The organism is Mycetocola sp., from assembly GCF_046716805.1.
In the GTDB taxonomy this organism is placed as follows: Bacteria; Actinomycetota; Actinomycetes; order Actinomycetales; family Microbacteriaceae; genus Mycetocola_A.
The window spans coordinates 1-20,999 of sequence record NZ_JBKJWH010000186.1; the positions used below are offsets into that span (position 1 = coordinate 1).

At 67.3% G+C, this 20,999-nt stretch carries 21 protein-coding genes; 9 read left to right on the forward strand and 12 right to left on the reverse strand.

The genetic code is table 11. The features are described 5' to 3' along the window. Nucleotides 1-132 precede the first annotated feature (132 nt). Genes ACLQ62_RS14865 through paaA form a run of 6 tightly spaced genes read right to left on the reverse strand, consistent with a single transcriptional unit; the run spans nucleotide 133 to nucleotide 4,665 of the window. The gene (locus ACLQ62_RS14865) at nucleotides 133-903 is read right to left on the reverse strand and encodes an enoyl-CoA hydratase/isomerase family protein (RefSeq protein ID WP_411722404.1); all 771 of its coding nucleotides are present in this window, start codon (nucleotides 901-903) and stop codon (nucleotides 133-135) included. 31 nt (nucleotides 904-934) lie between these two features. Further along, nucleotides 935-2,050 carry a 1,2-phenylacetyl-CoA epoxidase subunit PaaE gene (paaE, locus tag ACLQ62_RS14870; RefSeq protein WP_411722405.1) on the reverse strand — a complete coding sequence of 372 codons (1,116 nt, stop codon included), beginning with the start codon at nucleotides 2,048-2,050 and terminating at the stop codon, nucleotides 935-937. A gap of 2 nt (nucleotides 2,051-2,052) precedes the next feature. Next, nucleotides 2,053-2,568, reverse strand: coding sequence for a 1,2-phenylacetyl-CoA epoxidase subunit PaaD (gene paaD / locus ACLQ62_RS14875; RefSeq protein ID WP_411722406.1), 516 nt, complete (start codon nucleotides 2,566-2,568; stop codon nucleotides 2,053-2,055). A 5-nt stretch (nucleotides 2,569-2,573) separates the two neighbouring features. Continuing rightward, on the reverse strand, nucleotides 2,574-3,362 hold the full coding sequence (gene paaC / locus ACLQ62_RS14880; protein WP_411722407.1) for a 1,2-phenylacetyl-CoA epoxidase subunit PaaC: 789 nt from the start codon (nucleotides 3,360-3,362) through the stop codon (nucleotides 2,574-2,576). A gap of 26 nt (nucleotides 3,363-3,388) precedes the next feature. Further along, nucleotides 3,389-3,697 (reverse strand): 1,2-phenylacetyl-CoA epoxidase subunit PaaB, encoded by a 309-nt coding sequence (paaB, locus tag ACLQ62_RS14885; protein WP_411722408.1) that lies wholly within the window; start codon nucleotides 3,695-3,697, stop codon nucleotides 3,389-3,391. Then, nucleotides 3,694-4,665, reverse strand: a complete 972-nt coding sequence (gene paaA / locus ACLQ62_RS14890; protein WP_411722409.1) for a 1,2-phenylacetyl-CoA epoxidase subunit PaaA — start codon at nucleotides 4,663-4,665, stop codon at nucleotides 3,694-3,696. The genes paaB and paaA overlap by 4 nt, the downstream gene beginning before the upstream one ends. 122 nt (nucleotides 4,666-4,787) lie before the next feature. Here paaA and paaI point away from each other — a divergent pair, with 122 nt between their 5' ends. The 3 genes from paaI to ACLQ62_RS14905 are packed head-to-tail and all read left to right on the forward strand — an operon-like array spanning nucleotide 4,788 to nucleotide 7,243. Then, a complete protein-coding gene (paaI, locus tag ACLQ62_RS14895) occupies nucleotides 4,788-5,213 on the forward strand; it encodes a hydroxyphenylacetyl-CoA thioesterase PaaI (protein WP_411722410.1) in 426 nt (141 codons plus the stop codon). A 12-nt stretch (nucleotides 5,214-5,225) separates the two neighbouring features. Then, complete coding sequence (gene paaK / locus ACLQ62_RS14900; protein WP_411722411.1) at nucleotides 5,226-6,545, forward strand: phenylacetate--CoA ligase PaaK; 1,320 nt, start codon at nucleotides 5,226-5,228, stop codon at nucleotides 6,543-6,545. A gap of 38 nt (nucleotides 6,546-6,583) precedes the next feature. Continuing rightward, the gene (locus ACLQ62_RS14905) at nucleotides 6,584-7,243 is read left to right on the forward strand and encodes a TetR/AcrR family transcriptional regulator (protein WP_411722412.1); all 660 of its coding nucleotides are present in this window, start codon (nucleotides 6,584-6,586) and stop codon (nucleotides 7,241-7,243) included. A 152-nt stretch (nucleotides 7,244-7,395) separates the two neighbouring features. On the opposite strand, the gene paaZ is transcribed toward ACLQ62_RS14905, so the two are convergent. The 6 genes from paaZ to ACLQ62_RS14935 form a co-directional block, all read right to left on the reverse strand. Beyond that, on the reverse strand, nucleotides 7,396-9,465 hold the full coding sequence (gene paaZ / locus ACLQ62_RS14910; RefSeq protein ID WP_411722413.1) for a phenylacetic acid degradation bifunctional protein PaaZ: 2,070 nt from the start codon (nucleotides 9,463-9,465) through the stop codon (nucleotides 7,396-7,398). A 116-nt stretch (nucleotides 9,466-9,581) separates the two neighbouring features. Beyond that, on the reverse strand, nucleotides 9,582-10,448 hold the full coding sequence (locus tag ACLQ62_RS14915) for a 3-hydroxyacyl-CoA dehydrogenase family protein (protein WP_411722414.1): 867 nt from the start codon (nucleotides 10,446-10,448) through the stop codon (nucleotides 9,582-9,584). Next, entirely contained in the window at nucleotides 10,445-11,182 is a 738-nt protein-coding gene (locus ACLQ62_RS14920) for an enoyl-CoA hydratase/isomerase family protein (protein WP_411722415.1), read from the reverse strand. The genes ACLQ62_RS14915 and ACLQ62_RS14920 overlap by 4 nt, the downstream gene beginning before the upstream one ends. Continuing rightward, a complete protein-coding gene (locus ACLQ62_RS14925; RefSeq protein WP_411722417.1) occupies nucleotides 11,182-12,366 on the reverse strand; it encodes a thiolase family protein in 1,185 nt (394 codons plus the stop codon). Before ACLQ62_RS14925 ends, ACLQ62_RS14920 begins: the two co-directional genes overlap by 1 nt. A 73-nt stretch (nucleotides 12,367-12,439) precedes the next feature. Beyond that, nucleotides 12,440-13,507 (reverse strand): enoyl-CoA hydratase/isomerase family protein, encoded by a 1,068-nt coding sequence (locus tag ACLQ62_RS14930; protein WP_411722418.1) that lies wholly within the window; start codon nucleotides 13,505-13,507, stop codon nucleotides 12,440-12,442. Between the two features lie 43 nt (nucleotides 13,508-13,550). Continuing rightward, nucleotides 13,551-14,882, reverse strand: a complete 1,332-nt coding sequence (locus ACLQ62_RS14935) for a PLP-dependent aminotransferase family protein (RefSeq protein ID WP_411722419.1) — start codon at nucleotides 14,880-14,882, stop codon at nucleotides 13,551-13,553. Between the two features lie 201 nt (nucleotides 14,883-15,083). Here ACLQ62_RS14935 and ACLQ62_RS14940 point away from each other — a divergent pair, with 201 nt between their 5' ends. From ACLQ62_RS14940 to ACLQ62_RS14965, 6 genes are read left to right on the forward strand one after another with little or no spacing between them, the layout of a single operon-like run. Next, nucleotides 15,084-15,932, forward strand: a complete 849-nt coding sequence (locus tag ACLQ62_RS14940) for a nitrilase-related carbon-nitrogen hydrolase (protein WP_411722420.1) — start codon at nucleotides 15,084-15,086, stop codon at nucleotides 15,930-15,932. A 5-nt stretch (nucleotides 15,933-15,937) separates the two neighbouring features. Further along, the gene (gene hydA, locus ACLQ62_RS14945; protein WP_411722445.1) at nucleotides 15,938-17,374 is read left to right on the forward strand and encodes a dihydropyrimidinase; all 1,437 of its coding nucleotides are present in this window, start codon (nucleotides 15,938-15,940) and stop codon (nucleotides 17,372-17,374) included. Between the two features lie 8 nt (nucleotides 17,375-17,382). Then, nucleotides 17,383-18,399: a TIGR03842 family LLM class F420-dependent oxidoreductase gene (locus ACLQ62_RS14950; protein WP_411722421.1), complete on the forward strand. Its 1,017-nt coding sequence runs from the start codon at nucleotides 17,383-17,385 to the stop codon at nucleotides 18,397-18,399. After that, nucleotides 18,396-19,316 (forward strand): ABC transporter permease, encoded by a 921-nt coding sequence (locus ACLQ62_RS14955; RefSeq protein ID WP_411722422.1) that lies wholly within the window; start codon nucleotides 18,396-18,398, stop codon nucleotides 19,314-19,316. The genes ACLQ62_RS14950 and ACLQ62_RS14955 overlap by 4 nt, the downstream gene beginning before the upstream one ends. Then, nucleotides 19,313-20,155 carry an ABC transporter ATP-binding protein gene (locus ACLQ62_RS14960; protein WP_411722423.1) on the forward strand — a complete coding sequence of 281 codons (843 nt, stop codon included), beginning with the start codon at nucleotides 19,313-19,315 and terminating at the stop codon, nucleotides 20,153-20,155. The genes ACLQ62_RS14955 and ACLQ62_RS14960 overlap by 4 nt, the downstream gene beginning before the upstream one ends. Then, nucleotides 20,155-20,955, forward strand: a complete 801-nt coding sequence (locus tag ACLQ62_RS14965; protein ID WP_411722424.1) for an ABC transporter permease — start codon at nucleotides 20,155-20,157, stop codon at nucleotides 20,953-20,955. Before ACLQ62_RS14960 ends, ACLQ62_RS14965 begins: the two co-directional genes overlap by 1 nt. The last annotated feature ends 44 nt before the right edge of the window (nucleotides 20,956-20,999 follow it).

Genomic DNA, 20,999 nt, shown 5'->3' on the forward strand with positions numbered 1-20,999 from the left:
GGCTTGGAGCGTCGGGTCGCCGACGAGGGCCCCGGGCTACGCGAGCGTTAGCGCATCCGCCGCAGCCTGACCCAACCGCGAGTTGCTGGGTTTGAGGTGGTCTGCCGCCCCGCAAAGTCAGCAACTCGCGGCTCAGCGGCCGGTGAAGCTTGGCGTCCGTTTCTCCTGGAACGCGGCGAAGCCCTCCCGGTAATCGGGGGTGTCGCACAACGCTGCCTGGGCGGCGTTCTCCTGCGCCATCGACGCCCACAATCCGAGGCGGGAGTCGCGGAGTTCGGCGACGAGGGCTTTGCTGGCCAGGAACGCCCGGGTTGCGCCGGTCGACGCCGTGACGGCGGCTGCGCGGGTGGCTTCCTGTACCTCATCCGCGGGAAAGACCCGGCTGAACAGTCCGGACTGCACAGCCTCGCTTCCCGACAGGAGCCGGCCGGTGTAGATCAGGTCGAGGGTCTTGTGCGCTCCGAGCCGTTCGGTGAAGAGGGCGTGCCCGCCCGAGTCGAGGGTGGCGCCGAGCGCCGCGAACGGCGAGCCGATCTTCGCCGAATCGGCGACGTAGACGACATCGGTGGCGATCAGGAGCCCGAGGCCCACTCCGAGGCAGGCGCCATGGGCGGCGGCAAAGGTCGGGGCAGGGAATGCGCTCATTCGCTGCAGCAGCGGAGTGACCAGCCCGTCCAGGTAGCCGGCGACGTCATCGGTTCGCGGGTCGACGCCTGAGATGTCCCTGCCGGCGCAGAACGCCCTGCCCTCCCCGCGCAGCACGAGGGCACGCACGCCCTCCTCCTCGGCGCGCGCGTACGCGGCGTCCAGATCGCGAAGTGCGTCGGCATCCAGCGCGTTGAGCTTCGACGGCGCCGACAGCGTGACGTGAGCGACGTTGGCATCGATGGTCAGGTCGATCATGCGGGTCCTCCGGTTTCGGGCGGCAGGGCGATCAGACGTCGTAGTCGACGACGACCCTCTCGGTGGTGGGGTGGGACTGGCAGGTGAGGATGTAACCGCGCTCGAGCTCGTCCGGTTCGAGGGCATAATTTTCGGTCATCGTCACGTTCCCGGAGACCAGTCGGGCCCGGCAGGTGCCGCACACGCCGCCAGCGCAAGCGAACGGCACATCCGGTCGGACACGCAGAGCGGCATTGAGGATGCTTTCATTCGCGTGAACCGGCGTGGACACTGTGGCCGTCTGGCCGTCGAGGGTGAACTCGATGCTGTAGGTGGTGTCGCCGGGGTGGGTCACGACAGGGCGGCCGCGGTCGCCCTGCGCCTCGACCGGGTCGCCGGTGGTGAACAGTTCGAAATGCACGGCGGCGGGGTCGACCCCCGCCCGCTCGAGGGCGACCCGGCACAGTTCCACCAGTTCGAACGGACCGCAGAGGAACCACTCGTCGACGAACTCGGGCCGGATGATCGACTCGAGCATGGTGCTGAGCTTCTCCTCGTCGATGCGCCCCGAGAGCAGGGGCGAGGATCGCTGCTCGCGGGAGAGCACGTGATGCAGAGCGAGCCGGGCCGGGTAGCGGTCCTTGAGGTCGGCGAGTTCTTCGAGGAACATCACATCGAGCACCGTGCGGTTCGTGTAGACGAGCGTGAACCGGGACGTCGGGTCGGCGTCGAGGACGGTGTGCGCGAGCGACATCAGCGGGGTGATCCCAGATCCCGCTGCGATGCCGACAAGGTGTTTGCCCGCGAGTTCGTCCAGGGGCACGGTGAAGGTGCCCTGCGGGCTCATCACATCGATGCGGTCGCCGACGCGCAGCGAATCGTTCGCCCAGCCGGAGAACACCCCGCCGAGGTCCCGTTTTATGGCGACGCTGATGCTCCCGGTCGTCGGCGGCCGGCAGATCGAATAGCTGCGGCGCAGCTCGTGCCCGCCGATGTTCGCCCGCAGCGCCACGTGCTGACCGGGAAGATAGTCGTACGAGCCGTGCAGCTCCGGTGGCACCTCGAAGCTCACTTCGACGCTGTCTGCGGTGAGCGGGCGGATTGCGGAGACCGTGAGGGTGTGGAACCGGGCACGGTGCTTCGTCGCACCGAGGTTTCGCGCGGCCACCGTCAAAGGACCTTGAAGTAGTCGAACGGCTCCAGACAGTCGAGGCACTCGTAGAGCGATTTACATGACGTCGACCCGAATCGCGCCAGTTCACGGGTCCGGAGTGACGCGCAGCGCGGGCATTTCACCGACAGCTGCAGGCGCACCGGGCCGGCGTTCCGAACGGGGGCTGCCCCGCTCGGCGCAGCGATGCCGTACGCGCGCAACTTCGCCTTGCCCTGCTCAGACATCCAGTCGGTGGTCCAGGCGGGGGAGAGCGCGAAGCTCACACGCACCGGGCCCCACCCGTCCCGGGTCAGGGCGGAGACGACGTCGTCCCGCATGGCCTCGATGGCTGGGCAGCCGGAATAGGTGGGGGTGAGTACCACGGCGACCTCGCGCCCGCGAACGCGAACCTCACGCAGCACACCGAGGTCCTCGATGGTGAGCACAGGGATCTCAGGGTCGACGACGCTCGCCGCCGTGGCCCAGGCCGCAGCCTGCGCCTGGGTCGGGCTGATCGGCGCTGCCGTCGCCATGCTGCTCACCATGATGCTCCCGGGTGCCGGCGGGCGAGAACCTGCATCTCGGTGAGGAGATACCCGAGGTATTCGGAGTGTTGCCCCCTCCTGCCGCCGCCGGAGGCGATTGGCGTGCGCGGTATGTCGAGCTGTGCCTCGGCGAAAAGCTCAGCCACCACCCGGTCGAACCCCTCCCGCAGACCGGAGGGGCGCACGGCGATGCCGGCCAGGGCGTCGTGCAGCGGTTCGTCCCGGAACAGCTCCTCGAGGTACGGCCACAGGTCGGAGAGGGCGACGAGCAGTCGGGCCCTGGATTCATCGGTGCCGAGCGCGAGCCGCAGAATCCACTGGGAGGCGTGGTCGCGGTGGTAGTCGACCTCCTTCACGGCCTTGCCGGCGATGGCGGCGAGTGTGGCATCCGCCGACCCGGCCAGTTCCCGGTACAACTCGAACAGGTACACGCTGATCAGCAGCTGGCGGACGAGAGTGTGGGCGAAGTCGCCGTTCGGTTGCTCAACGAGGTGGACGGACCGGAACTCGTGCTCGTCGCGGAAGTAGGCCAGGTCGTCCTCGCTTCGACCGGTGGCGCCCCCGGCGTAGTGCAGGAACGAGCGGGCGTGCCCGATCAGATCGAGGGCGATGTTGCCGAGGGCGATGTCCTCCTCGAGTTCAGGCGCCCGTGAGATCCACCAGCCGAGCTGCTGAGCGAGGATCAGCGCGTCGTCGCCCAGCCAGGTCGCGTACTCGGCGACCTCGGCGGATGCGACGGATGCCCGGTCGACGATCTCCTCGCCGAGTGTGGTGACATTCACGTCGACGTGTCCATGCTGCTCGTCGTTCACAGGTGTTTCACGCCCTCTGATTTCGTGTAATACGAAGCGTGCCGGTAGTTCTTGCCCGAGGGTGACTCGAAAAAGGCGCCCTTGGCATCCGGGTCGCTCGTCGTGATGTCGGCGGCGCGGACCACCCACACCGACACGCCTTCGTTGCGGCGGGTGTAGAGGTCGCGGGCGTTGCGCACCGCCATGGTCTCGTCGGGGGCGTGCAGCGAACCGACGTGCACGTGCGACAGCCCCCGGCTCGGCCGCACGAACACTTCCCAGAGCGGCCAGGTGTCTCTTGCGTCCCGCTCACCCGGTGTCGTCATGACGCCGCCTGGAGAAATGTGGCGGCCTGCTTCTCGGCGTACGCTGCGGCGGCTTCGCGAACCCAGCGGCCCTCATCGTGCGCGTCGCGGCGGCGCTGCATCCGCTGGGCGTTGCAGGGCCCGCGGCCGGCGAGCACCTCGTGGAACTCGGTCCAGTCGATCTCGCCCATGTCGTAGTGTCCGCGTTCCTCGTTCCAGGCCAGTGCCGGGTCGGGGAGGGTGACGCCGAGCACTTCGGCCTGCGGCACGATCATGTCGACGAAACGCTGCCGGAGGTCGTCGTTGGAGAACCGCTTGATCTTCCACGCCATCGACTGCGCCGAGTTGGGGGATTCATCATCCGGCGGCCCGAACATCATGAGGCTGGGCCAGTACCAGCGGTTGACGGCGTCCTGCGCCATCTCCTTCTGCGCCTCTGTGCCGTTGCTGAGCTCGAGCAGAATCTCGAAACCCTGCCGTTGGTGGAAGGACTCTTCCTTGCAGATCCGGACCATCGCGCGCCCGTACGGGCCGTAGGAGGCGCGGCAGAGCGGCACCTGGTTGCAGATCGCGGCACCGTCGACGAGCCAGCCGATCGCTCCCATGTCTGCCCAGGTCAGGGCCGGGTAGTTGAAGATCGAGGAGTAACGGGCCTTGCCTGCGATCAGCTGCTCGGCCATCTCGTCGCGGCTGATGCCGAGCGTCTGGGCGGCGGAGTACAGGTACAGCCCGTGCCCGGCTTCGTCCTGCACCTTGGCCATCAGGATCGCCTTGCGCTTGAGGCTCGGAGCGCGGGTGATCCAGTTGGCCTCCGGCTGCATGCCGATGATCTCCGAATGCCCGTGCTGCGAGATCTGCCGAATGAGCGACTTGCGGTAGGCCGCAGGCATCCAGTCCCGGGGTTCGATCCGCGAGTCCCGGTCGATGAGCTCCTGGAAGTACCGTTCCTGGGCCTCGTCCGCTTCCGGGATCATCTCCGCCTGGCTCATGGGAACTCCCTCGCGTCGGTTTACTGAACGATCGTTCACTTAGTATATACTGATCGGCGATACAGCGGCAACGCCGCCAGCACCAGCCAGCACTCAACGAGGAGATTGCCGAGGTTCCAGCGATGACAGGTTCTCCCGAGCTCGGGGTCCGCGCGATGATGGCGCGCGACCGGGCATCCGCTGCCCTCGGAATGGTCGTCCACCGTGACGATCCCGGGCATGCCGTCGTGTCGATGAAAATCCGCGAAGACATGCTGAACGGGTTCGACGTCACCCACGGCGGCATTGTCTTCGCGCTCGCCGACACGGCGTTCGCGATCGCCTGCAACGAGGACGAACGGGTCACCCTCGCGGCGGGCGCCGACATCGCGTTCCTCCGGGCGACGACGCTCGGACAGACCCTCACCGCAACCGCACTGACCCGCACGCGCAGCGGCCGCAGCGGAATCTACGACGTGCAGGTCTCCGACGGGGAGCACATCGTCGCGGAGTTCCGCGGCCGAAGCCTCACCACGAACCGGGCGGTCCCCGACCGCCCGACCGACTGATCGGGAGCATCCATGGCAACACTGACGAAGGCCCGTTTCTTCGCTCCCCGTAAGGCCGAACTCGACGCCGAGGAGCGGATGTCCCGCGACGAACTCGAGGCGTTGCAACTGCAACGCCTGCAGTTCACCGTCCGTTCCGCCTACGAGAATGTACCCACCTACCGTCGGAAGTTCGACGGTGTCGGTGTGACGCCCGCCGACGTTCGCGAGCTGAGCGACATCCGCCTGCTGCCGTTCACGACGAAGGAGGACCTGCGCGCCAGCTATCCGTTCGGCATGTTCGCTGTGCCGATGGAACAGGTCTCGCGCATCCACGCGTCGTCCGGCACGACCGGGCGGCCCACCGTGGTCGGCTACACCAAGGGGGATCTCCGGCGCTGGGCGAAACTGATCGCCCGATCGCTCCGGGCATCGGGAGTGCGGCCGGGCATGAAAGTCCACAACGCGTACGGGTACGGCCTGTTCACCGGAGGGCTGGGCGCCCACGCCGGAATCGAGGAACTCGGCGCGACGGTCATCCCGATGTCGGGCGGGCAGACCGCCAGGCAGGTGCAGCTGATTTTGGATTTCGAACCGGATGTCATTCTGTGCACGCCGACCTATCTGCTCACCATCGTCGACTGCATGCGCGAGCAGGGCATCGACCCGCGCAGAACGTCGCTGAAAGCCGGTGTGCTCGGAGCTGAGCCGTGGACCAACCAGATGCGCCAGGAACTCGAGGAGCAACTCGACATCGACGCGCTCGACATCTACGGGCTCAGCGAAGTGATGGGGCCCGGGGTCGGCAACGAGTGCATCGAAACAAAGGACGGGCCGCACCTCTGGGAGGACCACTTCCTGCCCGAAGTGATCGATCCCGAATCGGGGGCGCCGCTGCCGGACGGGCAGGCGGGCGAGCTGGTCTTCACCTCGCTCACCAAGGAGGCGTTCCCGGTGATCCGGTACCGCACCCGGGACCTGACGACCCTGCATCCGGGTTCCGCCCGGCCGGGGATGCGGCGGATGGAGAAGATCACCGGCCGCAACGACGACATGATCATCCTCCGCGGGGTGAACCTGTTCCCGACGCAGATCGAGGAAATCGCGCTCGGGATCGACGCCCTGTCACCGCACTTCCTCCTCGAGCTGTCCAGGCGCGGCCGGATGGACGACCTCCTCGTGCGCATCGAACCCCGACCAGACGCGGATGCCACAGCGAGGGAACGCGCGGCGACGGTCCTGGCCGACCGGATCAAGGTCCAGATCGGCACAACGGTTCGGGTGCAGCTGGAGGAGCCCGGTTCGTTGGAGCGCAGCGCCGGCAAGCTCAAGCGACTGTACGACCTGAGGTGACCGAGCCGGAGACGCCGTCCGTGACAGACTTGACGGACATGTCATCCCCATCCACACCCGCCGCTGTGCCGGCATCCGCCGTCGAGCCCAAGCGCGGCCGCCCGGGATACGACCAGCGCCAGGTGCTCGACATCGCCGTCGCCGCCTTCATCGAACATGGCTATGACGCGACATCGATGGGTGTGCTCGCCGCACGGCTCGGGTTGAGCAAGTCGGCGATCTACCACCACTTCCCGTCGAAGGGCGACCTGCTGCGGCTCGCCCTGGACGAAGCGCTCACTGCGCTTGAAGGTGTGCTCACCGCTCCTGAGGCCGTGCACGGGCGGGCGGCCGACCGCCTCGCGTTCGTGCTGCGCGGCGCGGTGATGGTGCTGGTGAACAACATCTCCTACGTCACCCTGCTGCTGCGCGTGCACGGCAACACCGACGTGGAGCGCGACGCGCTGGCCCGCCGCCGCGCCTTCGACCGCTCAGTCACCGCGCTCGTCATCGAGGCGCGCGATGAGGGTTCGCTGCGGAGCGACATCGACCCGAGGATCGTCACCCGCCTGTTGTTCGGCATGATCAACTCGATCGTCGAGTGGTACCGGCCCGGTGGGCCGGAGAGCACGGAGCAACTGGCCGACGACATCCTCGCCGTCGCCCTCGACGGGCTCCGGATGCCGACCGCGAACCACGTCGGCGACCTGCACGGCTGAGCGGACAGGCCGGCGCGCACGAGCGGATCGGGGAGGTTGCGGTGGCGCGGGTGTGTTTGCTTAGCGCGGTTGCCATTGCACCGGCGCCAGCCCGCAGCACCCGCGCGAGCGGCCAAGCGGCTGCGGCGGCCCGGCTTCAGCATCCTCGCGGCTCATGAGTTCCGCTGCTCCTTCGCGACGAGGGTCAGCACGTCGTAGCTGGCGACCAGCTCATCGTTTTGATTCGAGATGACGGCATCCCACCGCACCTCGCCGTATTCATCCGTCTCGCGAGGCGTGATCTGTTTCGCCGTCAGGGCGACGCGGATGCTGTCACCCGGCGACACAGGAGTGACGAAACGCAGATTCTCCAGGCCGTAGTTCGCGAGCACCGGCCCCGGCTCCGGGTCGACGAACAGGCCGGCCGCCCACGACACGAGAAGGTATCCGTGTGCCACCCGGCCAGGGAAGAACGGGTTCGCCGCCGCAGCTTCCTCGTCGGTGTGGGCGTAAAACGTGTCGCCGGTGAACTCGGCGAAATGACTGATGTCCTCCAGTGTGATCGTGCGTTCGGCCGAGAGCACCTGGTCGCCCAACCGCAGCTCGGCGAGGCTCTTGCGGAACGGATGCCCGCCTGTCGGGTTCGCCGCCGCTCCCTGGTGCCAGATCCCGGTGATCGCCGTCAGCATGTCGGGGGAACCCTGGATCGCTGTGCGTTGCATGTGGTGCAGCACCGCGCGGATGCCGCCGAGCTCCTCGCCGCCTCCGGCGCGTCCAGGCCCTCCGTGCACGAGGTGCGGCACCGGCGAGCCGTGGCCGGTCGACGATCGGGCGTCGTCCCGGTCGAGGAGGAGCACGCGGCCGTTCATCGCGGCGATCCCCGTCATGATCTCGGTGGCGACAGCGGGGTCGTGGGTCGCGAGGCTCGTGACGAGGGATCCTCCGCCGAGGGTCACGAGCCGCACCACGTCGGGGATGCTGTCGTATCCGATCACGCTGGAGACCGGGCCGAACGCTTCGACCGTGTGAACGGCATCCGCGTTGCCGTCCTCGAAATGGAGAAGCAACGGTTCAAGGAAAGCCCCCTCCTCAGCGACGCGCGTGCTGCCGTCGGCGAGCCGGGCGTTGGGAGGGTCAGTCGACCCGACGACGATGCGGCCACCGGCGTCCACGAGTTTCGCCACCTGGCGGAGCACCTCGTCGCGCTGGCCGAGAGACACCAGCGGTCCCATCGTCACGCCGTCCGCCCGCGGATCGCCGAGGACCACGCGTTCGGTGATCCGGGTGCGGACAGCGTCGATGAGCGGCGCAACGAGGTCCCGCGGCACGAGCGCACGGCGGATGCTCGTGCATTTCTGCCCGGTCTTGCTCGTCATCTCGGCGACGAGCTGTTTGACGTATGCATCGAATTCCGGAGTGCCAGGCATCGCATCCGTTCCGAGGATCGACGCGTTGATCGAGTCCGTCTCGGTGGTGAAACGGACTCCGCCGACGCGGACGTTCTCGTGCGAACGCAGGCTCTCCGCCGTGGACGCGGACCCGGTGAACGCGACGAGGTCACCGAGCTGGAGCGAGTCGAGCAGGTTCGGCACGCTTCCCGAGACGAGCGAGAGGGTACCGTCCGGCACCAGGCCGGAGTCGAGAAGGATACGGACGACGGCTTCGGTGAGGTAGCCGGTGGGGGTTGCCGGTTTCACGAGCGTCGGCACACCGGCGAGGAACGCGGGCGCGAACTTCTCGAGGAAACCCCAGACCGGGAAGTTGAAGGCGTTGATCTGCACGGCCACGCCGGGCAGCCGGGTGTAGATGTGCCTGCCGAGGAACGAGCCGTCCTTCGACAGGGACTCGACCGGCCCGTCGGGGTAGACGACGGTGTTCGGCAGTTCCCGCCGCCCCTTCGACGAGTAGGTGAAGAGCACACCGATGCCGCCGTCGATGTCGACCCAGGAATCGGCCTTTGTCGCCCCGGTGCGGCTGGAGATTTCGTACAGCTCGGCCTTGCGGTCGGTGAGCACCTGCGCCATCTGCTTGAGCAGCACGGCGCGCTGGTGGAAGGTCAGCGAACCGAGGGATGCCTGCCCGACGGTTCGCGCGTAGTCGAGCGCTGCATCGAGGTCGAGTCCGCTGGTGCTGACCCGGGTGAGGACCTCGCCGGTCGACGCGTCGGTCACCGTTGCGGCGTCCGTCGTGTCGTCGGGGGTCCACCAGCTGCCGGAGACGTAGCTGGGCAGGATGTCGGTCATGGTGCCTCCAAGGCGGTGCGGTTTCGCGAGCTGACGGGGTTGCGGGGTCCGGAGCCGTGGGCACCCCTCGAAGTCGGCAACTCGCGGAGGGGGACTGGGAACACGGGATGCACGATTCAAGCCCCGTCCCAGTCGAAGAACCCGCGGCCGCTCTTCCGGCCCAGTTCCCCGGCGGCCACTTTGTCGCGGAGCAGTTGAGGCGGAGCGAAGCGTTCGCCGAGTTTCTCGTTGAGGTACTCAGCGATGCCGAGCCTCACGTCGAGGCCCACCTGGTCGGTCAGCCGCAGCGGACCGATCGGGAACTTGTAGCCGAGCACCATGGCAGCGTCGATGTCGTCGGCGGAGGCGACACCCTCTTCCAGCATCCGGATCGCCTCGAGCGCGATCGCGACGCCGAGCCGGGAAGAGGCGAACCCTGGTGCGTCCCGGACGGTGACCGGGGTCTTCCCGAGAGCGTGCACCCAGCCGAGTGCCGTCGCGGCCAGTTCGGGCGTCGTGGCCTGACCGAGGATTATCTCGACGAGAGACGACGCCGGCACCGGATTGAAGAAGTGAAGGCCGAGGAACGCACCGGGGCGGTGAAGCTCCGACGCCAGGTCGTCGATCGAAATCGAGGACGTGTTGCTCGCCAGCACGGCGTCGGCGTCGAGCACGTCCTCGACCCGGCGGAGGGCGTCGAGCTTCAGCGCCCGGTCCTCCGGCACCGCTTCGACGACGAGGCTGCACCCGGGAAACGCGGCGACATCGGTGGCGAGGCGAAGCCGACCGGCGAGGATCTCCTCCGCTTCGGTCGTCGTTCCGCGGTCGATGCTCGCGCGGATCGCTGCCCGCACGCGTTCGCCGGCGGCATCCGCTTGTTCGTCGTTCCGCTCGACGACGACCACGCGGGCGCCGGCGAGCAGGAAGGCGTGCGCGATCCCTGCCCCCATGCGGCCGCCGCCGAGCACGCCGACGGCGCCGGGGACAGCTGCACCGCTGTTCACGCGTGCTTCCTCTCGAGGAACGCCGTCATCCGAGCCAGCTTTTCGGGTGACTCGAACAGCACAGCCTGAGCTTCAAGGTCGATTTGCGGATGCTCATGCGCACCGGCAGCGAAAACCCGTTTCGTTTCGCGGAGGGCGGCTGGGTCCCCGCGGAGGATCCGACCGGCGAGCGCCCGCGCGGCGTCGAGGAGTTCCTCTGCCGGGTGGATCTCGGTGACGAGTCTCGCGGCGAGCGCCTCCTCGGCGGTGAGGATGCGCCCGGCGAGGAGGATCTCCTTGGCCAGCGGTTCGCCGACCAGTTCGCGGAGCCGCCAGCCGGCGCCCGCCGCGGCGATGATGCCGAGCGCGGGCTCAGGGTTCCCGATCCGCAGCGTCGGCGACGCGATCCGGAAGTCCGTGGCGTAAGCGAGCTCGGCTCCGCCGCCGAGCGCGTATCCGTCGAGGGCGGCGATGACCGGCATCGGCAGGGCGGCGATGCGGGAGAACAGGTGGGTGTTGATGCCGGCGAGCGCGTCAGCGGCTCGGCGTTCCCGCAGTTCGGCGATGTCCGCGCCCGACGCGAAGACGCCGCCGGTGCCACCGAGCAGGAGAACCCGCGGGTCGCGCTCGAGTTCCTCGCAGACGGCGTGCAACTCGTCGACCATCGCCTGGTTGATGGCGTTCCGTGCGGACGGCCGGTCGAGGAGAATCTCCACGCGCTCCGGCGACCGCGTTACCTGTAGAGTGCCGGCCATCAGTCGCGCTCCACGATCAGCGCGGCACCCTGCCCGACGCCGACGCACATCGTGGCAAGCCCGATCTTCTGGTCCTCGCGTTCGAGCCGGCCGAGCAGAGTGACGACGAGTCGCGCCCCACTGGAGCCAAGCGGGTGGCCGAGGGCGATGGCGCCGCCGTCCCGGTTGACGCGTTCGTCGTCGAGCCCGAGCCGGCGGATGCACGCGATCGACTGGGTGGCGAAAGCTTCGTTGAGTTCGACCGACCCGATGTCGTCGAGGCGGATGCCGGAGCGTGCGAGCGCGCGTTCGGTCGCTGGGACCGGTCCGAGGCCCATGACCTCAGGGGCCAGGCCGACGCTCGTGCCGACCACGATACGCGCCCGGGGGGAGAGACCGTAGCGGGCGACGGCATCCGCACTGGCGACGACGATGGCGGCGGCGCCGTCATTGAGTGGGCTGGAGTTGCCGGCGGTGACGACGGTTCCGCCCGGGACGACAGGGCGAAGGGCAGCGAGTGCCTCGAGAGTGGTGTCGCGGCGCGGGGTCTCGTCGACCGACACCGTTCCGGCGCGGGTGGGCACCGCGACGATCTCGGCGTCGAAGCGCCCGGCGTCGATCGCCTGGCCGGCGCGTTGCTGGCTCCGTGCGGCGAATGCGTCGGCCTCGGCGCGGGTGATCCCATCGATGCGCGCCACCTCCTCGGCGGTCTCCGGCATGGAGTAGGTGGCTTTGTCGCGGGCGGCGAGCACCGGGTTGGGGAATCGCCAGCCGATCGATGTGTCGTACTGCGCACCGGGCTTCGCGAATGCCTTCTCCGGTTTCGCCTGGACCCACGGCGCTCTTGTCATCGATTCCACGCCGCCGGCGACGATCAGGTCGGCGTCCCCGGCTCGCACCGCCTGGGCGGCCATCGTGATGGCGGACATGCCGGACGCGCACAGGCGGTTGACGGTGATGCCGGGGATCGAGTCGGGCAGACCGGCGAGCAGCACGCTCATCCGGGCGACGTTCCGATTGTCCTCACCGGCCTGATTCGCCGCGCCGAGGATCACGTCGTCGATGCGGGCGGGGTCGATGCCGGCCCTGGCGATGGCTTCGCGGACCACGAGGGCGGCAAGGTCGTCCGGTCGGACACCCGACAGGGCGCCGCCGAAACGACCGGTCGGCGTGCGAACGCCCCCGACGAGGTAAGCCTCAGCCATCGAATCTCCAGACTTCATCGTCGGTGAACGCCGCGGGCCGGAAGAATAACCGACCGTTCGGACAGTAAGTCTGTCAGATGCTGATGCCGCGGTCAATTGAGGGTTTGTCCGTGCCGAGAATGGACCGGACGGTGTGCAACCGCACCGCGTCGATCGTGGCCGGATCCCAGCGCGGCGACCGGTCCTTGTCGATCATCTGTGCACGGATGCCCTCGGCGAAGTCGGGACGGCCGAAGAGCGCCGTCGATACCCGCAGGTCCTGTTCGAGGACGAGCTCCAGCGAACCAAGGGCACCGGCGCGGCGGATCGCCGCGAGCGTCACAGCCACGGATGTCGGGCTCATCGCGAGAATGTCCGACCGGGCGGTTGCCGCTGCGCCAGTTCCGGCGGACGCCAGCCGGTCGAGGATCTCGGGTACCGAGTCGGCGGAGTAGCACGCGTCGATCCACTCCCGCTCTCTGCCGAGCGGCGCCTCCGGAGGGCGATTCGCGAAGCTTCGAACGACGGCCTCCGGTGCCTCCGCGCTCGAAACGAGGGCCGCTCGCAGGGAATCGAGTTGTGCTGAGTCGACGTAGTGGTCCGCGAAACCGCAGAGGATGGCATCCGGCCCGGTCATCGTGCGGGCGGTCAGGCCCAGGTGAATTCCGAGTTCGCCGGGCGCCTGCGCGAGCAGCAGGCTGCCGCCGACGTCGGGGGCGAGTCCGATCCGCACTTCAGGCATGGCCACCCGGGATCGTTCGGTGACCACGCGCACCGAACCGTGGGCGGAGATACCCACCCCGCCGCCCATCGTGATGCCGTCCATGATCGCGACATACGGCTTCGGGAACCGGCTCGACTGCAGGTCTGTCGCGTATTCCTCACGCCAGAACCGGGCGGCATCCGGGGCGGTCATCGACGCGATCAGTCGGATGTCGCCTCCCGCGCACAGCCCCCGATCGCCGGCGCCATCGAGAAGGACCGCTTCGACCCGGTCGTCGTCGGCCCACTCGGTGAGCGCTGCCGACAGGGCGCGGAGCATGTCCGGGGTGAGCGCGTTGAGCGCGTTCGGGCGGTTGAGGGTGATCCGCCCGATCCGCCCCTCGACTCGCCGGAGAAGATCGCCGGATGAGCCGGGAACTTCGTCTCTGAAGTGCTCCACGCCCCGAGCCTATTGCGTGGCGCCCTTCCGTGCCCCAGCGGTGTCAGCCGGGGGCCACCGCAGCAAGGGCAGAGCTGACCTCAGGGAAATCGTCGCGCAGCATCCCAACGGTGACCCGCACGAACTGTCGATTCCCGGGGCCGGACAGGTAAGGGGAACCGGCGGTCACCCGGATGCCTGACGCGGCGAGTTGTACGAGCGCGTGGCGTTCATCAGCGACCTCGATCCAGGTGTTGAGCCCGTCCGTTTGCGGCGCAGCGAAGCCCGTCGCCTGCCGGGCCTCGGCGAACTGCCGCTGCCGGGAGTGGTACACGCTGCGGGCGGCGGCCACCGTGCTGACGGCGTCGGAACTGGTGAGCAGTTCGTACAGGATCGTCTGCACCATCCTGCTGGTCCAGCCGGGGCCGAGCATCCGCCGGGCGACAACCTGGTTGATGAGCCTCTCCGGTCCGCCGAGTGCGGCGATCCGGAGGTCAGGTCCGTGTGATTTCGAGTAGCTGCGGATGTGCAGAACCCGCTCAGGCAGCCACCGGCCCAGGCTCACCTCCGTCGACGCACTGATCCCGGCTGAATGGTCGTCCTCGATCACGACCATGCCTGCCGCGTGGCGGCTGGAGCGCAGAATCCGGGCGAGTTCTTCGGCGCGTTCCACGGTCATCGAGATCCCTGTCGGATTCTGTGCCCGCGGCTGCAGGATCAGGGCGGCCGGCCCGAGCGCCAGCGCACGCCGGAGCGCGACCGGGTCGAGCCCGTCGGCGTCCACAGGCACCGGGATGCGCACAGCGCCGAGCTGGTCGAGCAGGTCGAAGAACGGCGGGAACGACGGGTCCTCGACGATCACACGGTCACCGAACCGGATCACCTGCTCGAGTGAACGCGAGAGAGCGTCGAGCGCACCGTCGACGACCGTGATCGCCTCGACGTCGTACGGCCAGGCAGAGCGCAGGTGGTCGAGGAGCGGGGGGATGACCGGCAGTTCCTGGTAGCTGAACGTTCCGGCAGACTCGGACACCCGGCTGAGCGCGAGCGTGAGGTCCGGCAGCAGAAGCGGGTCAGGAGCGCCGCGCGAAAGATCCAGTCGGGATTCCCCCATGTGCCCGGCCATCGTCTGCACCCGGGGGGTGAGCCAGGGCACCGGGCTGGCCCGGACGAAGCTTCCACTCCGGCCACGCGACTCGATGAGGCCGACGCTTCCCATCGCCCGCCAGGCCGAACTCACCGTCGCCGGGCTGACGCCGAGTTCGGCGCCGAGCTCGCGGACGGTCGGCAACCGGTCACCGGGGGCGAGCACCCCCGTCGTGATCAGCCGGGCGATCGCCTCCGCGATCCCCCGCGGTGATCGGTCGTCGATGAGCTCGCCGTACGCCGGGGTCATGGTCGGCCTTCCTGCGAGAAACCCAGATTGGGTATTTACGAATGCGTCATAGAAGGAAACAATGGAGAAATGTTCAGCTCGAATAATAACAAATGAGCGGAACAGGAAAATAGCTCTCGACCTGAGCTCCGGATCGGCAGAACCCGAACCGGAGAACGGGCCAGAAGCGCCCACCGCTCAATGACGATACGGAGGCTAGATATGACGGTAGTCCGCGCCGCAATCACCCAGACCACCTGGACCGGCGACAAAGAATCGATGCTCGCGAAACACGAACAGTTCGCTCGGGATGCTGCGGCGCAGGGGGCGCAGATCATCTGCTTCCAGGAGTTGTTCTACGGCCCGTACTTCGGGATCACGGAGGACAAGAAGTATTACGACTACGCCGAGCCGGCGGATGGCCCCATCGTCCAGCGCTTCGCCGCGCTCGCCAAGGAACTGGGTCTGGTGATGATCCTCCCGATCTACGAGGAGGACATGCCCGGCGTGTATTACAACACCGCCGTCGTCGTCGACGCCGACGGCACGATCCTCGGCAAATACCGCAAGCACCACATCCCGCATCTCGAGAAGTTCTACGAGAAGTTCTACTTCCGCCCGGGGAACCTGGGTTACCCGGTGTTCGATACGGCCGTCGGACCGATCGGTGTGTACATCTGTTACGACCGGCACTTCCCCGAGGGCTGGCGAGAGCTCGGACTCAACGGCGCCCAGATCGTGTTCAACCCCAACGCGACGAAACCCGGCCTCTCGAACCGTCTCTGGGACCTCGAGCAGGCCACAGCCGCTGCGGCGAACGGTTACTTCGTCGCCGCTCCGAACCGGGTCGGCACCGAGGACAACGAGTACGGAGCGCTCGCCGTCACCTTCTACGGCACGAGCCAGTTCGTGAACCCCCAGGGCAACTTCGTCGGCGAGCGCGGAAGCGCCGAACACGAGGACCTCGTCATCCGCGACCTGGATCTCGACATGATCAAGCAGGTCCGGGACGACTGGCAGTTCTACCGCGACCGCCGTCCGGAGTCCTACACGTCCATCCCGAAGCCGTAGGAGCAATCATGAAAACGCTCATCAAGAACGGCACCGTCGTGAACTCGACGGGCACGGCTGCTGCCGACGTCCTCGTCGACGGCGAGACGATTGCAGCGGTACTGGCGCCGGGCTCGAACCTCCTCGGCTTCGACGTCGAGAACAACGTCGACACGGTGATCGACGCGCAGGGCAAGTACGTCATCCCCGGCGGCATCGACGCGCACACCCACATGCAGATGCCGTTCGGCGGCACGGAGGCCAGCGACACCTTCGAAACCGGCACACGTGCCGCCGCCCACGGCGGAACCACGAGCATCGTCGACTTCGTCGTGCAGTACGCCGGTGAGCAGGTGCTCGACCAGTTCGCGCTGTGGCACGAGAAGGCGCGGGGCAACTGTGCCATCGATTACGGCTTTCACCAGATCCTCAGCGACGTGCAGGATTCGTCGCTGACGGCCATGGACGAACTTGTGAGAGAGGGGGTCTCGAGCTTCAAGCTGTTCATGGCGTACAAGGGCGTCTTCCTGTCCGACGACGGCCAGATCGTCAAAGCGATGCAGCGAGCCAGCGACAACGGCTCGATGATCATGATGCATGCCGAGAACGGCAGCGTCATCGATCTGCTCGTGCAGCAGTCGCTTGCAGCAGGCAACACCACGCCGTACTACCACGGGATCACCCGGCCGTGGCAGGCCGAGGAGGAGGCGACCCACCGGGCGATCATGCTTGCGAACCTCACCGGGGCTCCGCTCTACGTGGTGCATGTGAGCGCCAAGCAGGCGGTTGAACAGATCGCGATGGCCCGCGACACCGGGCAGAACGTGTTCGGGGAAACCTGCCCCCAGTACCTCTACCTCTCCTTGGAGGACCAGCTCGGTGCCACGAGCGAGGAGTGGGGCGACTTCGAGGGCGCCAAGTGGGTGTGCTCGACCCCGTTGCGGTCGAAGGCCGAAGGTCACCAGCACCACATGTGGCAGAGCCTGCGCACGAACGACATCCAAATGGTTTCCACCGACCACTGCCCGTTCTGCATGAAGGGGCAGAAGGACATGGGGCTCGGTAACTTCTCGAAGATCCCCAACGGAATCGGCGGCGTCGAACACCGGATGGACCTGCTCTACCAGGGCGTCGTCGACAAGAGAATCTCGCTCGAACGGTGGGTGGAGGTCACCTCGACGACGCCCGCCCGCATGTTCGGCATGTACGGCAAGAAGGGAGTGATCCAGCCGGGAGCAGACGGCGATCTGGTGATCTACGACCCGAACGGTCACACCTCCATCGGGGTCGGTAAGACGCACCACATGAACATGGACTACTCCGCGTACGAGGGCTACGAGATCGACGGGCACGTCGACACCGTCCTCTCCCGCGGCAAGGTCATCATCGACGACAACTCGTACCTGGGAACCAAGGGCGACGGCAAATACGTCCACCGCGGCCTCAGCCAGTACCTGATCTAAGGGCATCCATGGACTTCGGAGCAGTACTCCAAACCAACCCGCCCGCCTCGAGAACCGTGCACCTGGCGAAGCTCGCCGAGCAGTACGGCTTCAGCCACGTGTGGACTTTCGACTCACACCTCCTCTGGCAGGAGCCGTATGTCATCTACAGCCAGATCCTTGCCGAGACGAAGCGCATCACCGTCGGCCCGATGGTCACCAACCCGGCGACGCGGGACTGGACGGTGACGGCATCCACCTACGCCACCCTCAACGAGATGTACGGCAACCGCACGATCTGCGGCATCGGCCGGGGTGACTCGGCCGTCCGGGCAACGAACGGAGCACCGACGAACCTCAAAACGCTTCGCGAATCGATCCACGTGATCCGCGAGCTCGCCAACTCACGGCCCGTCGAATATCACGGCGCGACCGTCCAGTTCCCGTGGAGTGTCGGCTCGCAACTCGATATCTGGGTGGCCGCATACGGTCCGCTCGCACTCAAGCTGACCGGAGAGGTGGGCGATGGGTTCATCCTGCAGCTGGCAGATATCGACATCGCGAAATGGATGATCTCGACGGTCCGGGATGCTGCGGAGAAAGCGGGCCGCGACCCGATGTCGATCAAATTCTGTGTGGCAGCGCCGATGTACATCGGCGACGACTGGGAGCACATGCGCGACCAGTGCCGCTGGTTCGGGGGCATGGTCGGCAACCACGTCGCGGACATCGTCGCAAAATATGGCACGAGCGGCGCCGTGCCGAAGGCGCTCACCGACTACATCAAAGGCCGCGAGTCATACGACTACAACGAGCACGGCAAGGCGGGCAACACCCATACCACCTTCGTGCCAGACGAAATCGTCGACCGGTTCTGCGTGCTGGGCAACGCGAGCGATCACATCGCCAAACTGGAAGAACTGAAGAGCATCGGGGTCGACCAGTTCGCCGGCTACCTGCAGCACGACAACAAGGAAGAGACGTTGCGGGTCTACGGTGAAACCGTCATTCCGGCGCTCCGGGAAAAGATCGTGGCGACGGCATGACCGCCGAGAACCTCGCCCCAGCGATCCGGCGGCGCCGCGGCGCGCCCGCCAGGGAGCTGGCGCGCTGGGGATACGGCCTCGCCGGCATCCTTGTGCTCGCCGCGGCCTGGGAGCTCTACAAGTTCCTCGGGCCGGCCGACGGTGTGATGATCGGCGACGCCCGGGTGCTTCCCCGGGCAACGGACCTGGCGATGCCGCACACCTGGGACATGGTGGCGCGCCTGTTCGACCCGGTCACCCGGTCGGCCACCGCAAACCCGCTCTGGCTCGAGGTGGCGCTGGCCGCATTGACCACCCTCGGTATCGCCGCGGTCGGCTGGCTCGTCGGTATCGTCGTCGGGTTTGCCCTCGCCCTCGTGATGCAGCGCTGGCGACTCGCCGAATGGGGACTTCTGCCGTGGATCATCCTCAGCCAGACCGTGCCGCTCATCGCCTTCGCCCCCGTCGTCCGCAGCTGGGGATCACGCATCGAAATCGGCTCCTTCGAATGGCAGGACTGGATGTCCGTGGCGGTGATCGCCTCCTACCTCTCGTTCTTTCCGATCGCCGTTGGCGCTCTCAAGGGGCTGCAGTCCCCTGACACCATCCACACCGAACTCCTGCGCACCTACGCCGTCGGCTGGTGGACGACACTCCTCAAACTTCGCGTGCCGGCATCCGTTCCCTACCTTCTGCCTGCGCTGCGACTTGGAGCGGCGAACGCGGTCATCGGCGCTGTCGTCGCCGAAGTGTCCACGGGCATGCAGGGCGGTATCGGCCGCATCCTCATCCAGTACGCGGGCCAGGCCAGCGGTGACCCATCCAAAGCGTGGGGGCCCATCTTCGGCTCCATCGTGCTCGGCCTCGCCGCGGCCGGCTCCGTCGCCATCCTCGGCGCCATCCTCAGGAACTACCGACGTGTGGAGATTCACGCATGAACGAGCGACCAGACGTCAAGCGAACGTTTACCCCAGAAGCTGTGACCGTGACCGGGGTCGACAAGACCTTCGAGACCCGCTCCGGCCAGGTGCAGGCGCTGTCGTCGATCGACCTCACCGTCTCAGCGGGGGAGTTCGTCTCCCTGATCGGCCCGTCAGGCTGCGGCAAATCCACCCTCCTCCGCCTCATCGCCGACCTCGACCAGCCCACGGCCGGTGAAGTGACCGTGTTCGGCAAGACGGCGAAGCAGGCCCGGCTGGACCAGGATTACGGGATCGCGTTCCAGCAGGCCGGTCTCCTGCCGTGGCGGACCGTCGCCGCAAACGTGGGGCTACCGCTCGAACTGCACGGGGCATCCGGCCGGGAACGCGCCAATCGGGTGACGGAGTTGCTCGACATGGTCGGCCTGGCCGACTTCGCCGATCGGTTTCCCGACCAGCTTTCAGGAGGCATGCAGCAGCGCGTGGCGATCGCTCGGTCCCTCGCCGAGAAACCGGATCTGCTGCTCATGGACGAACCGTTCGGCGCACTCGACGAAATGACGCGAGAACGGATGCAGACAGAACTTCTCCGCATCCGCGCCGAGACCGGCGCCGCCGTGGTCTTCGTCACCCACTCGATCCCCGAAGCCGTCTACCTGTCGGACCGCGTCGTCGTGATGTCGCCGCGGCCTGGTCGCATCCAGGAAATCGTCCCGATGATCCTCAACCGGTCGCCGGAGCACGCCGAGGCACTCCGCGAGGAGCGCGCCTTCTTCGAGGGCGTCACCGCGGTCCGTGAAGCGCTGCACACCGGATCGCCCGTTGTAACGGGCGCGCGCGGAGTGGATAACCGCTGATGACGACAACCATGCTCGGCCGATCGGCCCCATCCACCCGAACCGAGGCGACCCTCCGCGTCGTGGCCCCCGTCGCGGTCGGAGTTCTGGTGCTCGGGTTTTGGCAGTTCCTGGTCAGCGTCGTCGGGGTCAGCGACTACCTGCTGCCGAGCCCCGCCGCGATCGTCGGCCAGTTCGTTGCGTTTCTCCCCTCCATGGTCTCCGCCACAGCGGTGACCGGGATCAACTCGCTCCTCGGACTCGTGATCGGGTCCCTTCTCGGCATCCTGATCGCTGCCCTTGCCGCCGGCTGGCGGCCGGTCGATCAGATGAGCGCACCGATCGTCGCGTCCCTCGCCGTCATCCCGATCGTGGCGCTCGCCCCCGTGCTCAACTCCATGTTCGGCGCCGACAGCCAGTTCGGCCGGCAGGCGATCGCGGGGCTGGCGTCATTCGTTCCGGTGTTCATCAACACGCTTCGCGGTTTCCGCCAGACGCTCCCCGTGCACCGGGACCTGATGAAGGTTTACGCTGCTTCATCCAGCCAGATCGTCCGCACCGTCACGCTGCCGACAGCGATTCCCTTCATCTTCACCGGCATCCGCATCGCTTCGTCCCTCGCCGTGATCTCGGCGCTCGTGGCCGAGTATTTCGGTGGCCCGCGCGGTGGTCTCGGCGGCCTCATCTCCACCTCGGCGGCTTCAAGCGCCTACCCGAGGGCGTGGGCGTATGTCGTCGCCTCGATCGCTCTCGGACTGATCTTCTACCTCGCCACTCTTGCCCTGGAACGCCTCGCCTCCCGGGGGCGCCAGCGCACCTGAATCGTCCTCACGCCCGCCGGGCGCACAGACGGACACCAGCACCA